Origin of the sequence: Streptomyces sp. NRRL F-2664, assembly GCF_000719345.1 — a bacterium.
In the GTDB taxonomy this organism is placed as follows: domain Bacteria; phylum Actinomycetota; class Actinomycetes; order Streptomycetales; family Streptomycetaceae; genus Streptomyces.
Map to the genome: position 1 here is coordinate 155578 of NZ_JOFX01000013.1, position 13027 is coordinate 168604.

Here is a 13027-nt window from a genome sequence, read left to right on the forward strand (position 1 = left end):
GCAGGGGGAGGACCGCCCAGGCCTAGTAGGCGCTGTTGACGTTGTCCATGGAGCCGTACCGGTCGGCCGCGTAGTTGCAGGCGGCGACGATGTTGGCGACCGGGTCGTACTGGTCGAACTTGGTGCCCTTGACGTGGTACGCCTTGAAGGTCGGGTAGATGACCTGGAGCAGACCCTTGCTGGGGATGCCGTTCTGGGCGTTGATGTCCCAGTTGTTGATCGCCATCGGGTTGCCGCTGGACTCGCGCATGATGTTGCGGTGAATGCCGGCGTAGCTGCCCGGAATGCCCTCGCGCTTCATGATGAAGAGGGCTTCCTTGATCCAGCCGTCCAGGTTGTTGGCGAACACCGGGGTGCGGGCGGCGGAGCGGCTCGCGGCGGCCTTCTGCTCGCGGGCCTTCTTCGCGGCGGCGGCGGCCTTGGCCTTGGCGTCGGCGTCCGCCTTGGCCTTGGCGGCGGCCTTGGCGGCAGCGGCCTTGGCGGCGGCGGCCTTGGCGTTGGCGCTGGCGATGACCTGCTGGGTGGAGAGGTGCCCGTACAGCGCCTTCGTCTGCGTGCCGTTCACGGCCTGGGCCCAGGCGACGGGGGCGGCGGAGATGGTGGTCTCGGCCTCGGCGGCGTCGGCGGGGACGAGGGAGAAGGCGACGGCGGCGGCGCTCAGCGTGGCGACACCGGCGAGGGACAGCTTGTGTGCCTTCGTCAGACGACTGTGACCGGGAGTGCGGGAAGCAGACATGGCGGGGCAACCTCTTCGAATAGCGGGGGCCGCAGGAAGGCGCCTGACGGATCCGGGATCCGCGGCGCCTGGCGACGGGAGCAATTCTTAGCGGCGGCAAAATCCTGTGGCAAAGGTGTGACGTACGATCCCGCTTAGTGGATCAGGGGAGGGCGCCGGGACCCGATTCCGGTCCCCGGCGCTGCATCCGCCCGCCCCGGTGGTACCTGCAACCTTCCACTAGGGAGCTTCGTAAGTGATGTGGGTCCTATGCCGGGGCTCACATCGCCCTTACCTCGTTCTCACCATGCGTTGCTTCAGCAATGCGATGCGTGACGGCTGTCCTCCCTGAGGAGGAGATGGACGTCGCCGAACTCGTGCCACAGGCAGAGCTCGGCCACGGCCCGCGCATACCCGAGCCGTACGGCGGCCCGCCCCGCCACCGCCTCCAGCATCAGCAGGTGCGACGCCTCCGGCTCGTGCAGCCCGGTCAGCAGGCCGTCCACCGCCCGGACCCCGCGCTCCGGCGTCACCACCAGGTCCGTCCACCCGCCGGCGGCCCGGACCACCCCCCGCTCGTCCGCCGCCGACTCCAGGGCCCGCACCGCGGTGGTCCCCACCGCGATGACCCGCCCGCCGCCCGCCCGGGCGGCGTTCACCAGCGCAGCCGTCGCGCCGGGCACCGCGTACCGCTCCGGGTACGGCGGCTCGTGTGCCTCCTGCGAAGCCACCCCGGTGTGCAGGGTCAGCGGCGCGAACTGCACCCCCCGGCTCACCAGCCGTGCCACCAGTTCCGCCGTGAAGGGGCGGCCCGCGCTCGGCATCTCCGCCGAGCCCGCCCCGTCGGCCGCGGGCACCGCGAACACCGTCTGGTACGCCGACAGCGGCTGGTCCCGCTCCGTGTAGGCGTACCGGATCGGCCGCCCCTGCTCCCGCAGCAGCTCCGGGACCGCGTACGGCCCGGGGGAGGGGCGCCCCCACCACAGCCGGTCGGCGCCCGCGGCCAGTGGCTCCTCCAGTACCAGGCGGCGGCCGCCCGCCAGCTCCACCACCGCCCCCGCCGGCCCGCCGGGACGCGGCCCGGTCGTGCCGCCGCCCGTCGGGACGCGCAGTTCCACCGCCCAGCGGCCGTCGTCGCCGCGGGTCGAGAAGTGCACGACCAGTTCCTCGCCGCCCAACCGGGCGTCCACCGCCGCCGCGAGAGTGGCCGACGTGTTCACCACCAGCACGTCACCGGCCCGCAGCAGGTCAGGCAGCTCCCGGAAGGCGTGCAGCGACGGCTCGGCCCGGCCGCGGGACACCAGGAGCCGCACCGCGTCACGCCCCCGCCCCGGCATCCGCTGCTCGACCGGCACCCGCGCCAGCAGTTCGGGCGGAATGTCCGTTATATAGGGCCCCGCTCCGTCCCCCGGCGCCCCCATCCCGCGCCACCCCTCCCGCAGGGGCCCGTCCTCGCGCCCCGGCAGGAACGCGTGCTGCGGCCCCGGCGGCAGCGCGTCCTCGCGCCCGCGCCGCCGTCCGTGCTCCCGCCGGGCTGCGTCGTCCCGCGCGCCGCCCTCCCGCAGGGCCCGGCCGCCGGTCATCGGCCGGCTCCGACGCCGGCCTCGGGACCCGTGCCGGCGGCGAGCGCCTCCATCGTGTACCGCCCGCTCGGCAGGTTCCGCGCCGCCAGGCGCAGCAGCACGGGCGCCACCTGCTCCGGGGACGGCAGCCCGGACAGGTCCTCACCCGGCTCGGCCGCCGCCATCATCCGTGTCCGCATCGACCCCGGGTCCGCCCACCACACCCGCAGCCCCGGCTCCTCCACCGCCAGCACGGCCGACATCAGGTCCACCGCCGCCTTGGTCGCCCCGTACGCACCCCACGTGGCGTACGGAACGACCCCGGCGTCCGAGCTGATGTTCAGCACCGCCCCCGCCGGCGACTCCCGCAGCAGCGGCAGCCCCTCCTGCACCAGCCCCAGCGGCCCCACCACATTGACCTCGAACGCCTCCCGGAACCCGGCCGGCGGCTGGAGCGCCAGCGGCACCAGCGGCTCCGCCCCGAGCACTCCCGCGTTGTTGACCAGCAGGTCCAGCCCGCCCAGCTCCCGTGCGGCCGCCACCAGCGCCGCCCGGTGCCGCTCCTCGGCCACGTCCCCGGCCACCGCCACGACCCTCGCCCCCTCGGCCCGCTCCATCCCGGCCGCCGCCTCCTCGAGCGCCGCCGCGCCCCGCGCGCTCAGCACCAGGTCCCAGCCCTGCGCCGCCAGCACCCCGGCCAGTGCCCGGCCGAGCCCCCTGGACGCCCCCGTCACGATCGCCACCGACATGACAGCACCCTCGCTTCGTCTCTTCGATCAGCAGATGTCCTCAACGTAGGAAGGGGCCCGCCGCCGCCGCGTCGGCCGCCGGCCCCAGCCGCACCGGTCCCTTCGACCTACGTCGCACGGCGTGCCCCGAGTCCCCCCACCGCCCGATCCGGCAGGTCGCGGCCGCCGGTACGGTGAGGCCATGACCGCAAGCCCCCTGCAGGGCGGCCCCCGCAGCGGCCTCGCCGCAGTGAGCACCGCGCTGCTCGCCATGAGCCGCCGCCTGGAGGTCCGCGACGTGCTGCGCACCATCGTCGTGTCGGCCCGCGAGCTGCTGGACGCCGAGTACGCGGCCCTGGGCGTCCCGGACGACCACGGCGGCTTCGCACAGTTCGTCGTCGACGGCATCAGCGCCGAGCAGTGGCGGCGGATCGGCCCGCTGCCCCGCCAGCACGGCATCCTCGCCGCGATGCTCCACGAAGACGGCCCCGAGCGGCTGGCCGACGTACGCAAGGACCCCCGCTTCGGAGGCTGGCCCGCCGCCCACCCGGACATGTCCGACTTCCTCGGCATGCCCGTACGGGACGGCGAGGAGACCCTCGGCGCGATCTTCCTCGCCAACAAGCGCCACGCCCCCGACGGCAGCGAACGCGTCTTCACCGACGAGGACCAGGAACTCCTCTCCCTCCTCGCACAGCACGCGGCGATCGCCCTCACCAACGCCCGGCTGTACGAACGCAGCCGCGAGCTCACCATCGCGGAGGAGCGCTCCCGTCTCGCCCACGAACTGCACGACGCCGTCAGCCAGAAGCTCTTCTCCCTGCGCCTGACCGCCCAGGCCGCCGCGACCCTCGTCGACCGCGACCCGGCCCGGGCCAAGGGCGAGCTCCAGCAGGTCGCCGCCCTCGCGGCGGAGGCCGCCGACGAACTGCGCGCCGCCGTCACCGAGCTGCGCCCTGCCGCCCTGGACGAGGACGGCCTCGTGGCCACGCTGCGCACCCACGTCCAGGTACTCGACCGAGCGCACACCGCGCACGTCACCTTCACCTGCGACGGCGTACGGGCCCTGCCCGCTGCCCAGGAGGAAGCGGTGCTGCGCGTCGCCCAGGAGGCCCTCCACAACGCCCTGCGCCACTCGGGCGGCGACCGCGTCGAGGTTGCCCTGGCCCGGACGGCCGGCGGGGGCGCCGTCCTCAGGGTCGCCGACTCCGGCAAGGGCTTCGACCCCCGGGCCGTCCGCCGGGCGGGCCGCCACCTCGGCCTGGTCTCCATGCGGGACCGCGCGAGCGGTGCAGGAGGCCGGCTCGCGGTGCACTCCGAGCCCGGCCGGGGCACCACGATCGAGATGGAGGTCCCGGGTGGCTGACAGCACCGGCCGCAGCCGCATCAGGGTCCTGCTGGTGGACGACCACCAGGTGGTCCGCCGGGGCCTGCGCACCTTCCTGGAGGTCCAGGAGGACATCGAGGTGGTCGGGGAGGCCGCCGACGGCGAGGAGGGCGTCGCCCGCGCCGAGGAGCTGCGGCCCGACGTGATCCTCATGGACGTGAAGATGCCGGGCGCCGACGGCATCGACGCCCTGCGCCGGCTGCGCGAGCTGGCCAACCCGGCCCGGGTGCTGATCGTCACCAGCTTCACCGAGCAGCGGACGGTGGTCCCCGCCCTGCGCGCCGGCGCGGCGGGATACGTGTACAAGGACATCGACCCCGACGCCCTGGCCGGAGCCATCCGCTCCGTCCACGCCGGCCACGTCCTGCTCCAGCCGGAGGTGGCGCAGGCCCTGCTCGCTCAGGAGGAGCACGGCCCCGCGGCGGGCCGGCCCGGCTCGCTGACCGAGCGCGAGCGCGAGGTCCTCGGCCTCATCGCGGACGGCCGTTCCAACCGGGAGATCGCCCGGGCCCTGGTGCTGTCCGAGAAGACGGTCAAGACCCACGTGTCGAACATCCTGATGAAGCTGGACCTTTCCGACCGGACCCAGGCGGCATTGTGGGCGGTCAGGCACGGAATCGCCGAGTGAAGGGGCAGAACCGGACCGCTTCCTTCCGGTCTGAGGTTCATACGGTCGGGTGTATGTAGCCCACATGGCGTACCCCGGAGCGGGGGCGGACGTTTCCCATGGCGTGCCGCGACGGCTGGTCGCGGCCGACGCAACGGAGGAACGAGAACGTGAAGAACTTCAAGAAGGCCGCAGCCGTCACCATGATCGCGGGCGGCCTCCTCGCCGCCGGCGCCGGTGTCTCCTCGGCGCACGGCGGTGCGTCGGCGGAGGGCGAGGCCCTGAACTCGCCCGGCGTGGCCTCGGGGAACCTGCTGCAGGTGCCGGTCCAGGTCCCCGTGAACGCCGTGGGCAACACGGTCAGCGTGATCGGCCTGCTCAACGGCGCCTGGGGCAACACCGGCGTCAACGCCTGACCCCACCCCGACCCGCGGCCCCGCTTTCCCCCCTCTCCCCGGGAAGCGGGGCCGCCGCGGTGCATCCGCCCGTCGAGGCCCCCGGCGCGAGCCTCACCGGTCGCGCCGCACGCAGCCCACCCGGTCCGCCGGCGTTCGAGGCGCGGGGTGCCGGGCGGAGCCCCACCCGGCCCGGCCCTCGTCCGCCGCTCGGCGGACCGTCACCCCCGCTCGCGCGCCTCCACGGCCGAGTTGTAAGCCGCCACCAGCGCCCGCCGCGCCACCCGCTCCACCGGACGCAGCGCCTCCGCCCGCGCCGCCATCTCCGACGCCGCCACCGCACCCCCGTGCCCGCTTTCGTACGCCAGCGACACCATCAGGTCCACCCGCTGCGCCAGCGCCAGCACCCGCACCGCCCGCGCCGGATACCCCGGCGCCAGCGCCTCCCGCCCCGCGTCCGCCCGCGCCCGGTACGCCGACAGCGCCGCCTCCGCCACCGGCCCGGAGCCGGCCACGTCCAGCCGCGTCAGCACCACGGTCGCCTCCCGCAGCGCCTCCGCCAGCTCCCGCTCCGCCTCACCGAGCGACGGCACGTCGGCCGGCGGGGCCTCCCGTACCGGCAGCACGTGCCAGGTCACCGCCACGTGCACGTCCCCGGCCGGCCCGGCCTCCGCCACCTCCGGCACCAGCCCCAGCGCCGCCCCCACCGCGACGACGGCCTCCTCGGCCTCCAGCGCCCGCGCGTTGAACTCCGGCGGTCCGCTCAGCCCCAGCGGGTGCCCCGGCGCCGGCAGCGCGACCCGCAGGCCGGTCACCCCCAGCGCCCGCAGCCGGCCGAGCGCCAGCGTCAGCCCCACCGGACCCGCCTCGCCCGGCAGCCCCTCCACCCGGTGCACGGCGTCCTCACCCACGATCGACATCGCGGCCTCGTCGGGCGACACCAGACCGGCCAGCAGCGCGTTCCCCCAGGCGGCCAGCCGCCCTGAACGTGGTTCGAAAAGCATCCCCCCACTTTACGGATCGCCACCCGCACCGGGCCCCGGCCCCGGACCCCTCCCCGAGTGGCGTAGGTTTTCCCCTGGGGCTGCGTCTACCGGCGCACAGTGAACCGTGACTGCAAGGGGTGACAACACGCTCATGAGCGATGTTCTGGAGCTGGTGGACGTATCCGTGGTCCGCGAGGGCCGGGCTCTGGTGGACCAGGTCTCCTGGTCGGTGAAGGAGGGCGAGCGCTGGGTGATCCTCGGCCCCAACGGCGCCGGCAAGACCACACTGCTGAACCTCGCCTCCAGCTACCTCTTCCCCACCAAGGGCTCCGCCACCATCCTCGGCAGCACCCTCGGCAAGGTCGACGTCTTCGAGCTGCGCCCCCGCATCGGCATGGCCGGCATCGCGATGGCCGACAAGCTCCCGAAGCAGCAGACCGTCCTGCAGACCGTCCTCACCGCCGCCTACGGCATGACGGCGACCTGGCAGGAGGAGTACGAGGCCGTCGACGAGCAGCGCGCCCGCGCCTTCCTCGACCGCCTCGGCATGACCGAGTACCTCGACCGGAAGTTCGGCACCCTCTCCGAGGGCGAGCGCAAGCGCACGCTGATCGCCCGCGCGCTGATGACCGACCCCGAGCTGCTGCTGCTCGACGAGCCCGCCGCCGGCCTCGACCTCGGCGGCCGCGAGGACCTCGTACGCCGCCTCGGCCGGCTCGCCCGCGACCCGCTCGCCCCCTCCATGGTCATGGTCACCCACCACGTCGAGGAGATCGCCCCCGGCTTCACCCACGTCCTGATGATCCGTCAGGGCAAGGTCGTCACCGCGGGCCCGATCGACCTCGAACTGACCTCCCGCAACCTCTCGCTCTGCTTCGGCCTCCCCCTGGTCGTCGAGCGCAACGGCACCGACCGCTGGACCGCGCAGGGCCTGCCCCTCGGCTGAGCCGTCGGGCCCCGCCGGGCGACCGCACCGGTCACGCTCCGGGTACGGTTCCCCGCACCCTGTCCCGACCGTGCCCGACCGACCTACCATGACCCCCGTGGACATCGACGCGTGGGTGTGGTGGCTCATCGGCGCGGTCGGACTGGGCATCCCCCTGGTCCTGACCGCCATGCCGGAGTTCGGCATGTTCGCCGTCGGGGCGGTGGCGGCAGCCGCCACGGCGGCCCTCGGCGGGGGAGTGGTGGCCCAAGTCCTTGTGTTCGTGGTGGTGTCGGTGGCGCTGATCGCCGTCGTCCGGCCCATCGCCAACCGCCACCGCGACCAGCGGCCCCAACACCGCAGCGGAGTCGACGCGTTGCGGGGCAGGACCGCCGTCGTCCTCGAACGCGTCGACGGCGCCGGCGGCCGCATCAAGCTCGCCGGAGAGGTCTGGTCCGCCCGCAGCCTCGACGCGGACACCAGCTTCGAACCCGGCCAGTCCGTCGACGTGGTGGAGATCGACGGAGCCACGGCCGTCGTGATGTGAGAAGCAGCCTGCTCGCGGCCCACAGGTCTGCGAGACTCCGATCAACGGGGCAGCACAGACAGCCGGAAGGGCACGGGGAACCGCATGCAACCGATCATCATCGTCCTGATCATTCTGGTGGTTCTGGTCTTCATCGCACTGGTCAAGACGATCCAGGTGATCCCGCAGGCCAGCGCCGCCATCGTCGAGCGGTTCGGCCGCTACACCCGCACCCTCAACGCGGGCCTCAACATCGTCGTCCCGTTCATCGACTCGATCCGCAACCGGATCGACCTGCGTGAACAGGTCGTCCCCTTCCCGCCGCAGCCCGTCATCACCCAGGACAACCTGGTCGTCAACATCGACACCGTCATCTACTACCAGGTGACCGACGCCCGGGCCGCCACCTACGAAGTGGCCAGCTACATCCAGGCGATCGAGCAGCTCACCGTCACCACCCTGCGCAACATCATCGGCGGCATGGACCTGGAGCGGACCCTCACCTCCCGCGAGGAGATCAACGCCGCCCTGCGCGGAGTCCTCGACGAGGCCACCGGCAAGTGGGGCATCCGCGTCAACCGCGTCGAACTCAAGGCCATCGAGCCGCCGACCTCCATCCAGGACTCGATGGAGAAGCAGATGCGCGCCGACCGCGACAAGCGTGCCGCGATCCTCCAGGCCGAAGGCGTCCGGCAGTCCGAGATCCTGCGCGCCGAGGGCGAGAAGCAGTCCTCCATCCTGCGCGCCGAGGGCGAGGCCAAGGCCGCCGCGCTCAAGGCCGAGGGTGAGGCGCAGGCCATCCGTACGGTCTTCGAGTCCATCCACGCCGGCGACGCCGACCAGAAGCTCCTCGCCTACCAGTACCTCCAGATGCTCCCGAAGATCGCCGAGGGCGACGCCAACAAGCTCTGGATCGTGCCCAGCGAGATCGGCGACGCCCTCAAGGGCCTCTCCGGCGCCATGGGCAACTTCGGCCCGCTCGGCGGAGGTTCCGGCTTCAACCCGCAGAACTCCGGCAAGGGCGACGGCAGCATCCCGGCCGCCCGGGACAAGGACTCCGCCGACCGCCGCGAGCAGCCCCCCATCGACTGACGGAGCCCGCGCCTGATGCATGATCAGTGAGGCCCCTCGACCTTCATGGCGGGGAGGCGACTCACTCGTGCAAAGGGGATGGCGCAGTCCATGTCCATCTGGGAATCACTCGCGGTGTTCGCCGCCGGCATCGGCGCGGGCACGATCAACACCATCGTCGGCTCCGGAACCCTGATCACCTTCCCGGTGCTGCTGGCCACCGGCCTGCCGCCGGTCACCGCCAACGTCTCCAACACCCTCGGCCTCGTGCCCGGTTCCCTCAGCGGAGCCATCGGCTACCGCAAGGAGCTCCGGGGGCAGCGCGCCCGCATCCTGCGCCTCGGCGCGGTATCCGCCGTCGGAGGACTCGCGGGCGCGGCCCTGCTCCTCGCCCTGCCGTCGGACTCCTTCGACACGATCGTGCCCGTCCTGATCGGACTGGCGCTCGTCCTCGTCGTCCTCCAGCCGCGGCTCGCCGCCGCCCTGCGCCGACGCCAGGAAGCCGCCGGCGGCGACACCGGCCACCCCGACGGCGGCCCGGCCCTGCTCGGCGGCATGTTGTTCTCCAGCGCCTACGGCGGCTACTTCGGCGCCGCCCAGGGCGTGCTCTACCTCGGCCTGATGGGCCTGCTGCTCCGCGACGACCTGCAACGCATCAACGCCGTCAAGAACGTCATCGCCGCCCTCGTGAACGGCATCGCAGCCGTCTTCTTCCTCTTCGTCGCCGAGTTCGACTGGACGGCCGTCCTCCTCATCGCCGTCGGCTCGACGATCGGCGGCCAGATCGGAGCCAAGGTCGGCCGCCGCCTCCCGCCCCACATCCTGCGGGGAGTCATCGTGACGGTCGGCGTCCTCGCGATCGTCCAGCTGGTGGCCCGCTGAGCGACGTAGAAGATCTACGCCGCTCAGCGGAGAGAACTCAAGCGGAACGCCCCAGCCACTCCGGGAGCGCCTCCTCCCCGGCCACCCCCAGCGCGAGGAGCATGGCGTCCGCCGGAGAGGGCACGAAGGGCTTGCGGAGCAGGGGCATCCCCGCTTCCTCCGGCGTCCGGGCCGCTTTGCGGTGGTTGTCCTCGGCGCAGGACGCCACCGTGTTCAGCCAGGTGTCCCCACCACCCTGCGCCCGGGGCAGCACGTGGTCGACGGTGGTCGCGCGCTTGCCGCAGTACGCGCACCGGTGCTGGTCCCGGACCAGCACCCCCCTCCGTGACCAGGGAGCATGTCTTCGGAACGGCACCCTGACGTACCTGCAGAGCCTGATCACCCGAGGCATCGGAAGCTCCATGGTGGCGGCGCGGACACGGAGATCGGGGTGCGACTGTTCGACGACGGCCTTGTCCTGCAGCACCAGGACCACAGCCCGGTTCAGCGTCACCGTCGACAGCGGCTCGAAGCTCGCATTCAGCACCAGCGTGTCCCGCATCTCGCCCACCTCCCGTGTGCAGGCCCGCGACCACCATGGCGGCAGGGCCCGCGACCACTCTGGCCGCGCGCGCCACGCGGGACAACGCAATAAAACTGCCCGGTCCAGGCCTTCTTCAGACCAGGACCGGGCAAACGGCGGGCGAACGATCAGCGCGCGGCGGGCGCCTCGTACTCGGCGACGAGCTGCGCCCGCCCGATCGCGTGGAACCGCAGGTGGAAACCGACGACCGCCGGCGAGGAGTCCGCGTCCGGACCGAGCTGCTCGCGGTCCACCGCGTACACGGTGAACACGTAGCGGTGCCGCTCCCCGCGCGGCGGGGCCGCGCCGCCGAAGTCCCGCGTGCCGTAGTCGTTCCGCGCGTGCACGGCCCCCTCCGGCAGACCCGGGAAGTCCCCGCTGCCCGCGCCGGCCGACAGCTCCGTCACCGAGACGGGCAGGTCGAAGAGGACCCAGTGCCAGAAGCCGCTGCCCGTGGGCGCGTCCGGGTCGAAGCAGGTGACGGCGAAGCTCTTCGTCCCCTCGGGGAACCCCTCCCACCGAAGGTGCGGCGAGACGTTCTTGCCCGTGAGCACCTGGGCCGCGTGCAGGTCGGCCCCGTGGGAGACGTCCTCGCTCGTCACGGTGAACCCGGGCACCTCGGGGTGGAAATCGTGGGGGAGCGGCGGCCTGTCACGTTCGGTCACGTCGAAACCTCCTGATCGGAATGGAAACCCTGCAGAGACGGAGCCTAGGCCTCCCCCCGGGCCCCGCCGCACGGACGGCAGGGCCGTCACCCCGTCCAGCTCACAAGGGCCTCAGAACCAGTTGCGCTGCGAGCCCACCGAGGCGATCCACTGGTTCAGGTACGCCGCCCAGTCCGTGCTCTGGTACGACTGCAGACCCACCTGGAAGCAGCGGTAGGTGTCGCTGCCCTCGCTGAAGAGCCCCGGCTTCTTGTCCATCTCCAGAACGACGTCCATCTCCCGGCCGTCCGAGACGAAGGTCAGCTCGACCTGGTGCAGACCCCGGTACTGCGACGGCGGCAGGAATTCGATCTCCTGGTAGAAGGGCAGCGTCTGCCGCGTCCCGCGGATGTGGCCCCGCTCCATGTCCGCGCTGCGGAAGGTGAAACCGAGCTGGCGGAAGGCGTCCAGGATGGCCTGCTGCGCCGGCACCGGGTGCACGTTGATCGCGTCGAGGTCACCGGCGTCCACCGCGCGAGCGATCTCCAGCTCGGTGCTGACCCCGATGTTCATGCCGTGCAGGTGCTGCCCCGCGTAGTGGGTGATCGGCGTCTCCCACGGGATCTCCAGGGCGAAGGGAACCACGTGCAGCGCGCCCGCCTGCACCTGGAACGCACCCCCGAGGCGCTGCTTGGTGAAGACGACGTCCTGCTTGTACTCCTGGTCACCGCCCTCCACCTCGACCCGCGCCTGCAGCCCGACCGACAGCCCCTCGATCTGCTGCTCCACGGATCCGCCCTGGAGCCGGACCTCGCCCTGGACGATCCCGCCGGGCACGACGTTCGGCTCGGTGATGATCGTGTCCACCGAAGCACCACCGGCACCCAGGCTCGCGAACAGCTTCTTGAAGCCCATGCTCAAACTCCCCTTGAACGATCTGGCGACTACGCCGCGACTACCCCTTACCAACGCGGAACCATAGGCCCCGGTTGCACGGCAGCGCGTTCCACTACGCTCGACCGGATGAGCGCGCGACTTGACCGTACGCCCCTGCCCCGGTCCTTCTTCGACCGCCCGGTCCTCGACGTGGCCCCGGACCTCCTCGGCCGCACCCTGGTCCGCCGCACGGAGGAAGGCCCCCTGGAGCTGCGCATCACGGAGGTGGAGGCGTACGAGGGGGAGGCCGACCCGGGTTCCCACGCCTACCGCGGGCGCACGGCGCGGAACGCATCGATGTTCGGGCCACCCGGGCACGCGTACGTCTACTTCATCTACGGCATGTGGTTCAGCCTCAACCTGGTGTGCGGCCCGGCGGGCCACGCGAGCGGCGTCCTGGTGCGCGCGGGCGAGATCACGGTGGGTGCCGACCTGGCTGCCAAACGTCGGGTTACAGCCAGAAACCCGCGAGAACTCGCCAAAGGGCCGGCCCGCCTGGCCACCGCCCTGGACGTGGACCGCTCACTGGACGGGACCGACCTCTGTGGCAGCCCCGATTCCCCGCTGTCCGTTCTCACGGGGACCCCCACCTCGGCCGACCTGGTCAGCAACGGGCCGCGCACGGGGGTCGGCGGAGCCGGCGCGGACCACCCGTACCGCTTCTGGATCACCGACGACCCGACGGTGAGCCCGTACCGCGCCCACGCGCCACGCCGCCGCTCGACTTGACGCACTCCGGCGAGACGCCTAACGTAGTTCGAGCCACTTTTACGGGGCACTGCCATCGGCAGCCCCCGGAGTGGCCAACCCACTCCATACGACCCATCCCCGGCGGGGGCTGTTCGGCGCGTCCGAATTCCCGCTCGCAGCTCGATTATGAGTCGCAGGGGAAAGGCGCTAACGTGGTGGGAGCCGAAAGGCAAAACCCAACGGTCACCGAATTCAAATCCGAATCGACTGCGACTTTCGAGAAGCAGGGCGCGGAAATGATCTGGTAGAGTTGGAAACGCAGGACAGCAGAACGAAGCCCGGAGGAAAGCCCGAGAGGGTGAGTACGAAGGAAGCGTCCGTTCCTTGAGAACTCAACAGCGTGCCAAAAAT

Annotated in this window: 15 protein-coding genes; 8 read left to right on the forward strand and 7 right to left on the reverse strand. The window is 72.2% G+C overall.

The window, feature by feature from the left end; genetic code table 11:
• Positions 1 to 22: 22 nt before the first annotated feature.
• The 3 genes from IF89_RS0115005 to IF89_RS0115015 form a co-directional block, all read right to left on the reverse strand.
• Complete coding sequence (locus tag IF89_RS0115005; protein ID WP_030766934.1) at positions 23 to 736, reverse strand: transglycosylase SLT domain-containing protein; 714 nt, start codon at positions 734 to 736, stop codon at positions 23 to 25.
• 296 nt (positions 737 to 1032) lie between these two features.
• Positions 1033 to 2136, reverse strand: coding sequence for an S-adenosylmethionine:tRNA ribosyltransferase-isomerase (locus IF89_RS0115010; RefSeq protein ID WP_051807079.1), 1104 nt, complete (start codon positions 2134 to 2136; stop codon positions 1033 to 1035).
• Between the two features lie 158 nt (positions 2137 to 2294).
• Positions 2295 to 3026, reverse strand: coding sequence for an SDR family NAD(P)-dependent oxidoreductase (locus IF89_RS0115015; protein ID WP_030766944.1), 732 nt, complete (start codon positions 3024 to 3026; stop codon positions 2295 to 2297).
• 196 nt (positions 3027 to 3222) lie between these two features.
• Between IF89_RS0115015 and IF89_RS0115020 the strand changes: the two genes are divergently transcribed.
• The 3 genes from IF89_RS0115020 (at position 3223) to IF89_RS0115030 (ending at position 5415) form a co-directional block, all read left to right on the forward strand.
• Positions 3223 to 4371, forward strand: a complete 1149-nt coding sequence (locus IF89_RS0115020) for a GAF domain-containing sensor histidine kinase (protein WP_107047276.1) — start codon at positions 3223 to 3225, stop codon at positions 4369 to 4371.
• Entirely contained in the window at positions 4364 to 5020 is a 657-nt protein-coding gene (locus tag IF89_RS0115025; protein WP_030766950.1) for a response regulator, read from the forward strand. The genes IF89_RS0115020 and IF89_RS0115025 overlap by 8 nt, the downstream gene beginning before the upstream one ends.
• 149 nt (positions 5021 to 5169) lie before the next feature.
• Entirely contained in the window at positions 5170 to 5415 is a 246-nt protein-coding gene (locus tag IF89_RS0115030; RefSeq protein WP_030766953.1) for a chaplin, read from the forward strand.
• Positions 5416 to 5615: 200 nt separating this feature from the next.
• Here the strand turns inward: IF89_RS0115030 and IF89_RS0115035 are convergent, their stop codons facing one another.
• The gene (locus IF89_RS0115035) at positions 5616 to 6398 is read right to left on the reverse strand and encodes a hypothetical protein (protein WP_030766956.1); all 783 of its coding nucleotides are present in this window, start codon (positions 6396 to 6398) and stop codon (positions 5616 to 5618) included.
• Positions 6399 to 6531: 133 nt separating this feature from the next.
• On the opposite strand from IF89_RS0115035, the gene IF89_RS0115040 reads away from it, so the two are divergent.
• From IF89_RS0115040 to IF89_RS0115055, 4 genes are all read left to right on the forward strand, one after another.
• Positions 6532 to 7326, forward strand: a complete 795-nt coding sequence (locus IF89_RS0115040) for an ABC transporter ATP-binding protein (protein WP_030766959.1) — start codon at positions 6532 to 6534, stop codon at positions 7324 to 7326.
• A gap of 97 nt (positions 7327 to 7423) precedes the next feature.
• On the forward strand, positions 7424 to 7852 hold the full coding sequence (locus IF89_RS0115045; RefSeq protein WP_030766962.1) for an NfeD family protein: 429 nt from the start codon (positions 7424 to 7426) through the stop codon (positions 7850 to 7852).
• An 84-nt stretch (positions 7853 to 7936) separates the two neighbouring features.
• Positions 7937 to 8923, forward strand: a complete 987-nt coding sequence (locus IF89_RS0115050; RefSeq protein WP_030766965.1) for an SPFH domain-containing protein — start codon at positions 7937 to 7939, stop codon at positions 8921 to 8923.
• Between the two features lie 90 nt (positions 8924 to 9013).
• Positions 9014 to 9784 (forward strand): sulfite exporter TauE/SafE family protein, encoded by a 771-nt coding sequence (locus tag IF89_RS0115055; protein ID WP_030766968.1) that lies wholly within the window; start codon positions 9014 to 9016, stop codon positions 9782 to 9784.
• Positions 9785 to 9821: 37 nt separating this feature from the next.
• Here IF89_RS0115055 and IF89_RS0115060 read toward each other — a convergent pair whose 3' ends face one another.
• The 3 genes from IF89_RS0115060 to IF89_RS0115070 all read right to left on the reverse strand — a co-directional run bounded on the left by IF89_RS0115060 (position 9822) and on the right by IF89_RS0115070 (position 11905).
• Positions 9822 to 10325 (reverse strand): HNH endonuclease, encoded by a 504-nt coding sequence (locus tag IF89_RS0115060; RefSeq protein WP_030766971.1) that lies wholly within the window; start codon positions 10323 to 10325, stop codon positions 9822 to 9824.
• Positions 10326 to 10474: 149 nt separating this feature from the next.
• Positions 10475 to 11011 (reverse strand): YbhB/YbcL family Raf kinase inhibitor-like protein, encoded by a 537-nt coding sequence (locus IF89_RS0115065; RefSeq protein ID WP_030766973.1) that lies wholly within the window; start codon positions 11009 to 11011, stop codon positions 10475 to 10477.
• A gap of 111 nt (positions 11012 to 11122) precedes the next feature.
• Positions 11123 to 11905, reverse strand: a complete 783-nt coding sequence (locus IF89_RS0115070; protein ID WP_030766976.1) for a sporulation protein — start codon at positions 11903 to 11905, stop codon at positions 11123 to 11125.
• A gap of 108 nt (positions 11906 to 12013) precedes the next feature.
• Here IF89_RS0115070 and IF89_RS0115075 point away from each other — a divergent pair, with 108 nt between their 5' ends.
• Entirely contained in the window at positions 12014 to 12655 is a 642-nt protein-coding gene (locus IF89_RS0115075) for a DNA-3-methyladenine glycosylase (RefSeq protein WP_030766979.1), read from the forward strand.
• Positions 12656 to 13027 lie beyond the last annotated feature (372 nt).

What these genes read in the sequence shown, in the direction of transcription:
- IF89_RS0115060 (WP_030766971.1), bottom strand. Translation starts at nt 10,325, where the DNA reads ATGCGGGACACGCTGGTGCTGAATGCGAGCTTCGAGCCGCTGTCGACG.
- IF89_RS0115050 (WP_030766965.1), top strand. Translation starts at nt 7,937, where the DNA reads ATGCAACCGATCATCATCGTCCTGATCATTCTGGTGGTTCTGGTCTTC.
- IF89_RS0115035 (WP_030766956.1), bottom strand. Translation starts at nt 6,398, where the DNA reads ATGCTTTTCGAACCACGTTCAGGGCGGCTGGCCGCCTGGGGGAACGCG.
- IF89_RS0115010 (WP_051807079.1), bottom strand. Translation starts at nt 2,136, where the DNA reads ATGGGGGCGCCGGGGGACGGAGCGGGGCCCTATATAACGGACATTCCG.
- IF89_RS0115005 (WP_030766934.1), bottom strand. Translation starts at nt 736, where the DNA reads ATGTCTGCTTCCCGCACTCCCGGTCACAGTCGTCTGACGAAGGCACAC.
- IF89_RS0115015 (WP_030766944.1), bottom strand. Translation starts at nt 3,026, where the DNA reads ATGTCGGTGGCGATCGTGACGGGGGCGTCCAGGGGGCTCGGCCGGGCA.
- IF89_RS0115040 (WP_030766959.1), top strand. Translation starts at nt 6,532, where the DNA reads ATGAGCGATGTTCTGGAGCTGGTGGACGTATCCGTGGTCCGCGAGGGC.
- IF89_RS0115055 (WP_030766968.1), top strand. Translation starts at nt 9,014, where the DNA reads ATGTCCATCTGGGAATCACTCGCGGTGTTCGCCGCCGGCATCGGCGCG.
- IF89_RS0115070 (WP_030766976.1), bottom strand. Translation starts at nt 11,905, where the DNA reads ATGGGCTTCAAGAAGCTGTTCGCGAGCCTGGGTGCCGGTGGTGCTTCG.
- IF89_RS0115075 (WP_030766979.1), top strand. Translation starts at nt 12,014, where the DNA reads ATGAGCGCGCGACTTGACCGTACGCCCCTGCCCCGGTCCTTCTTCGAC.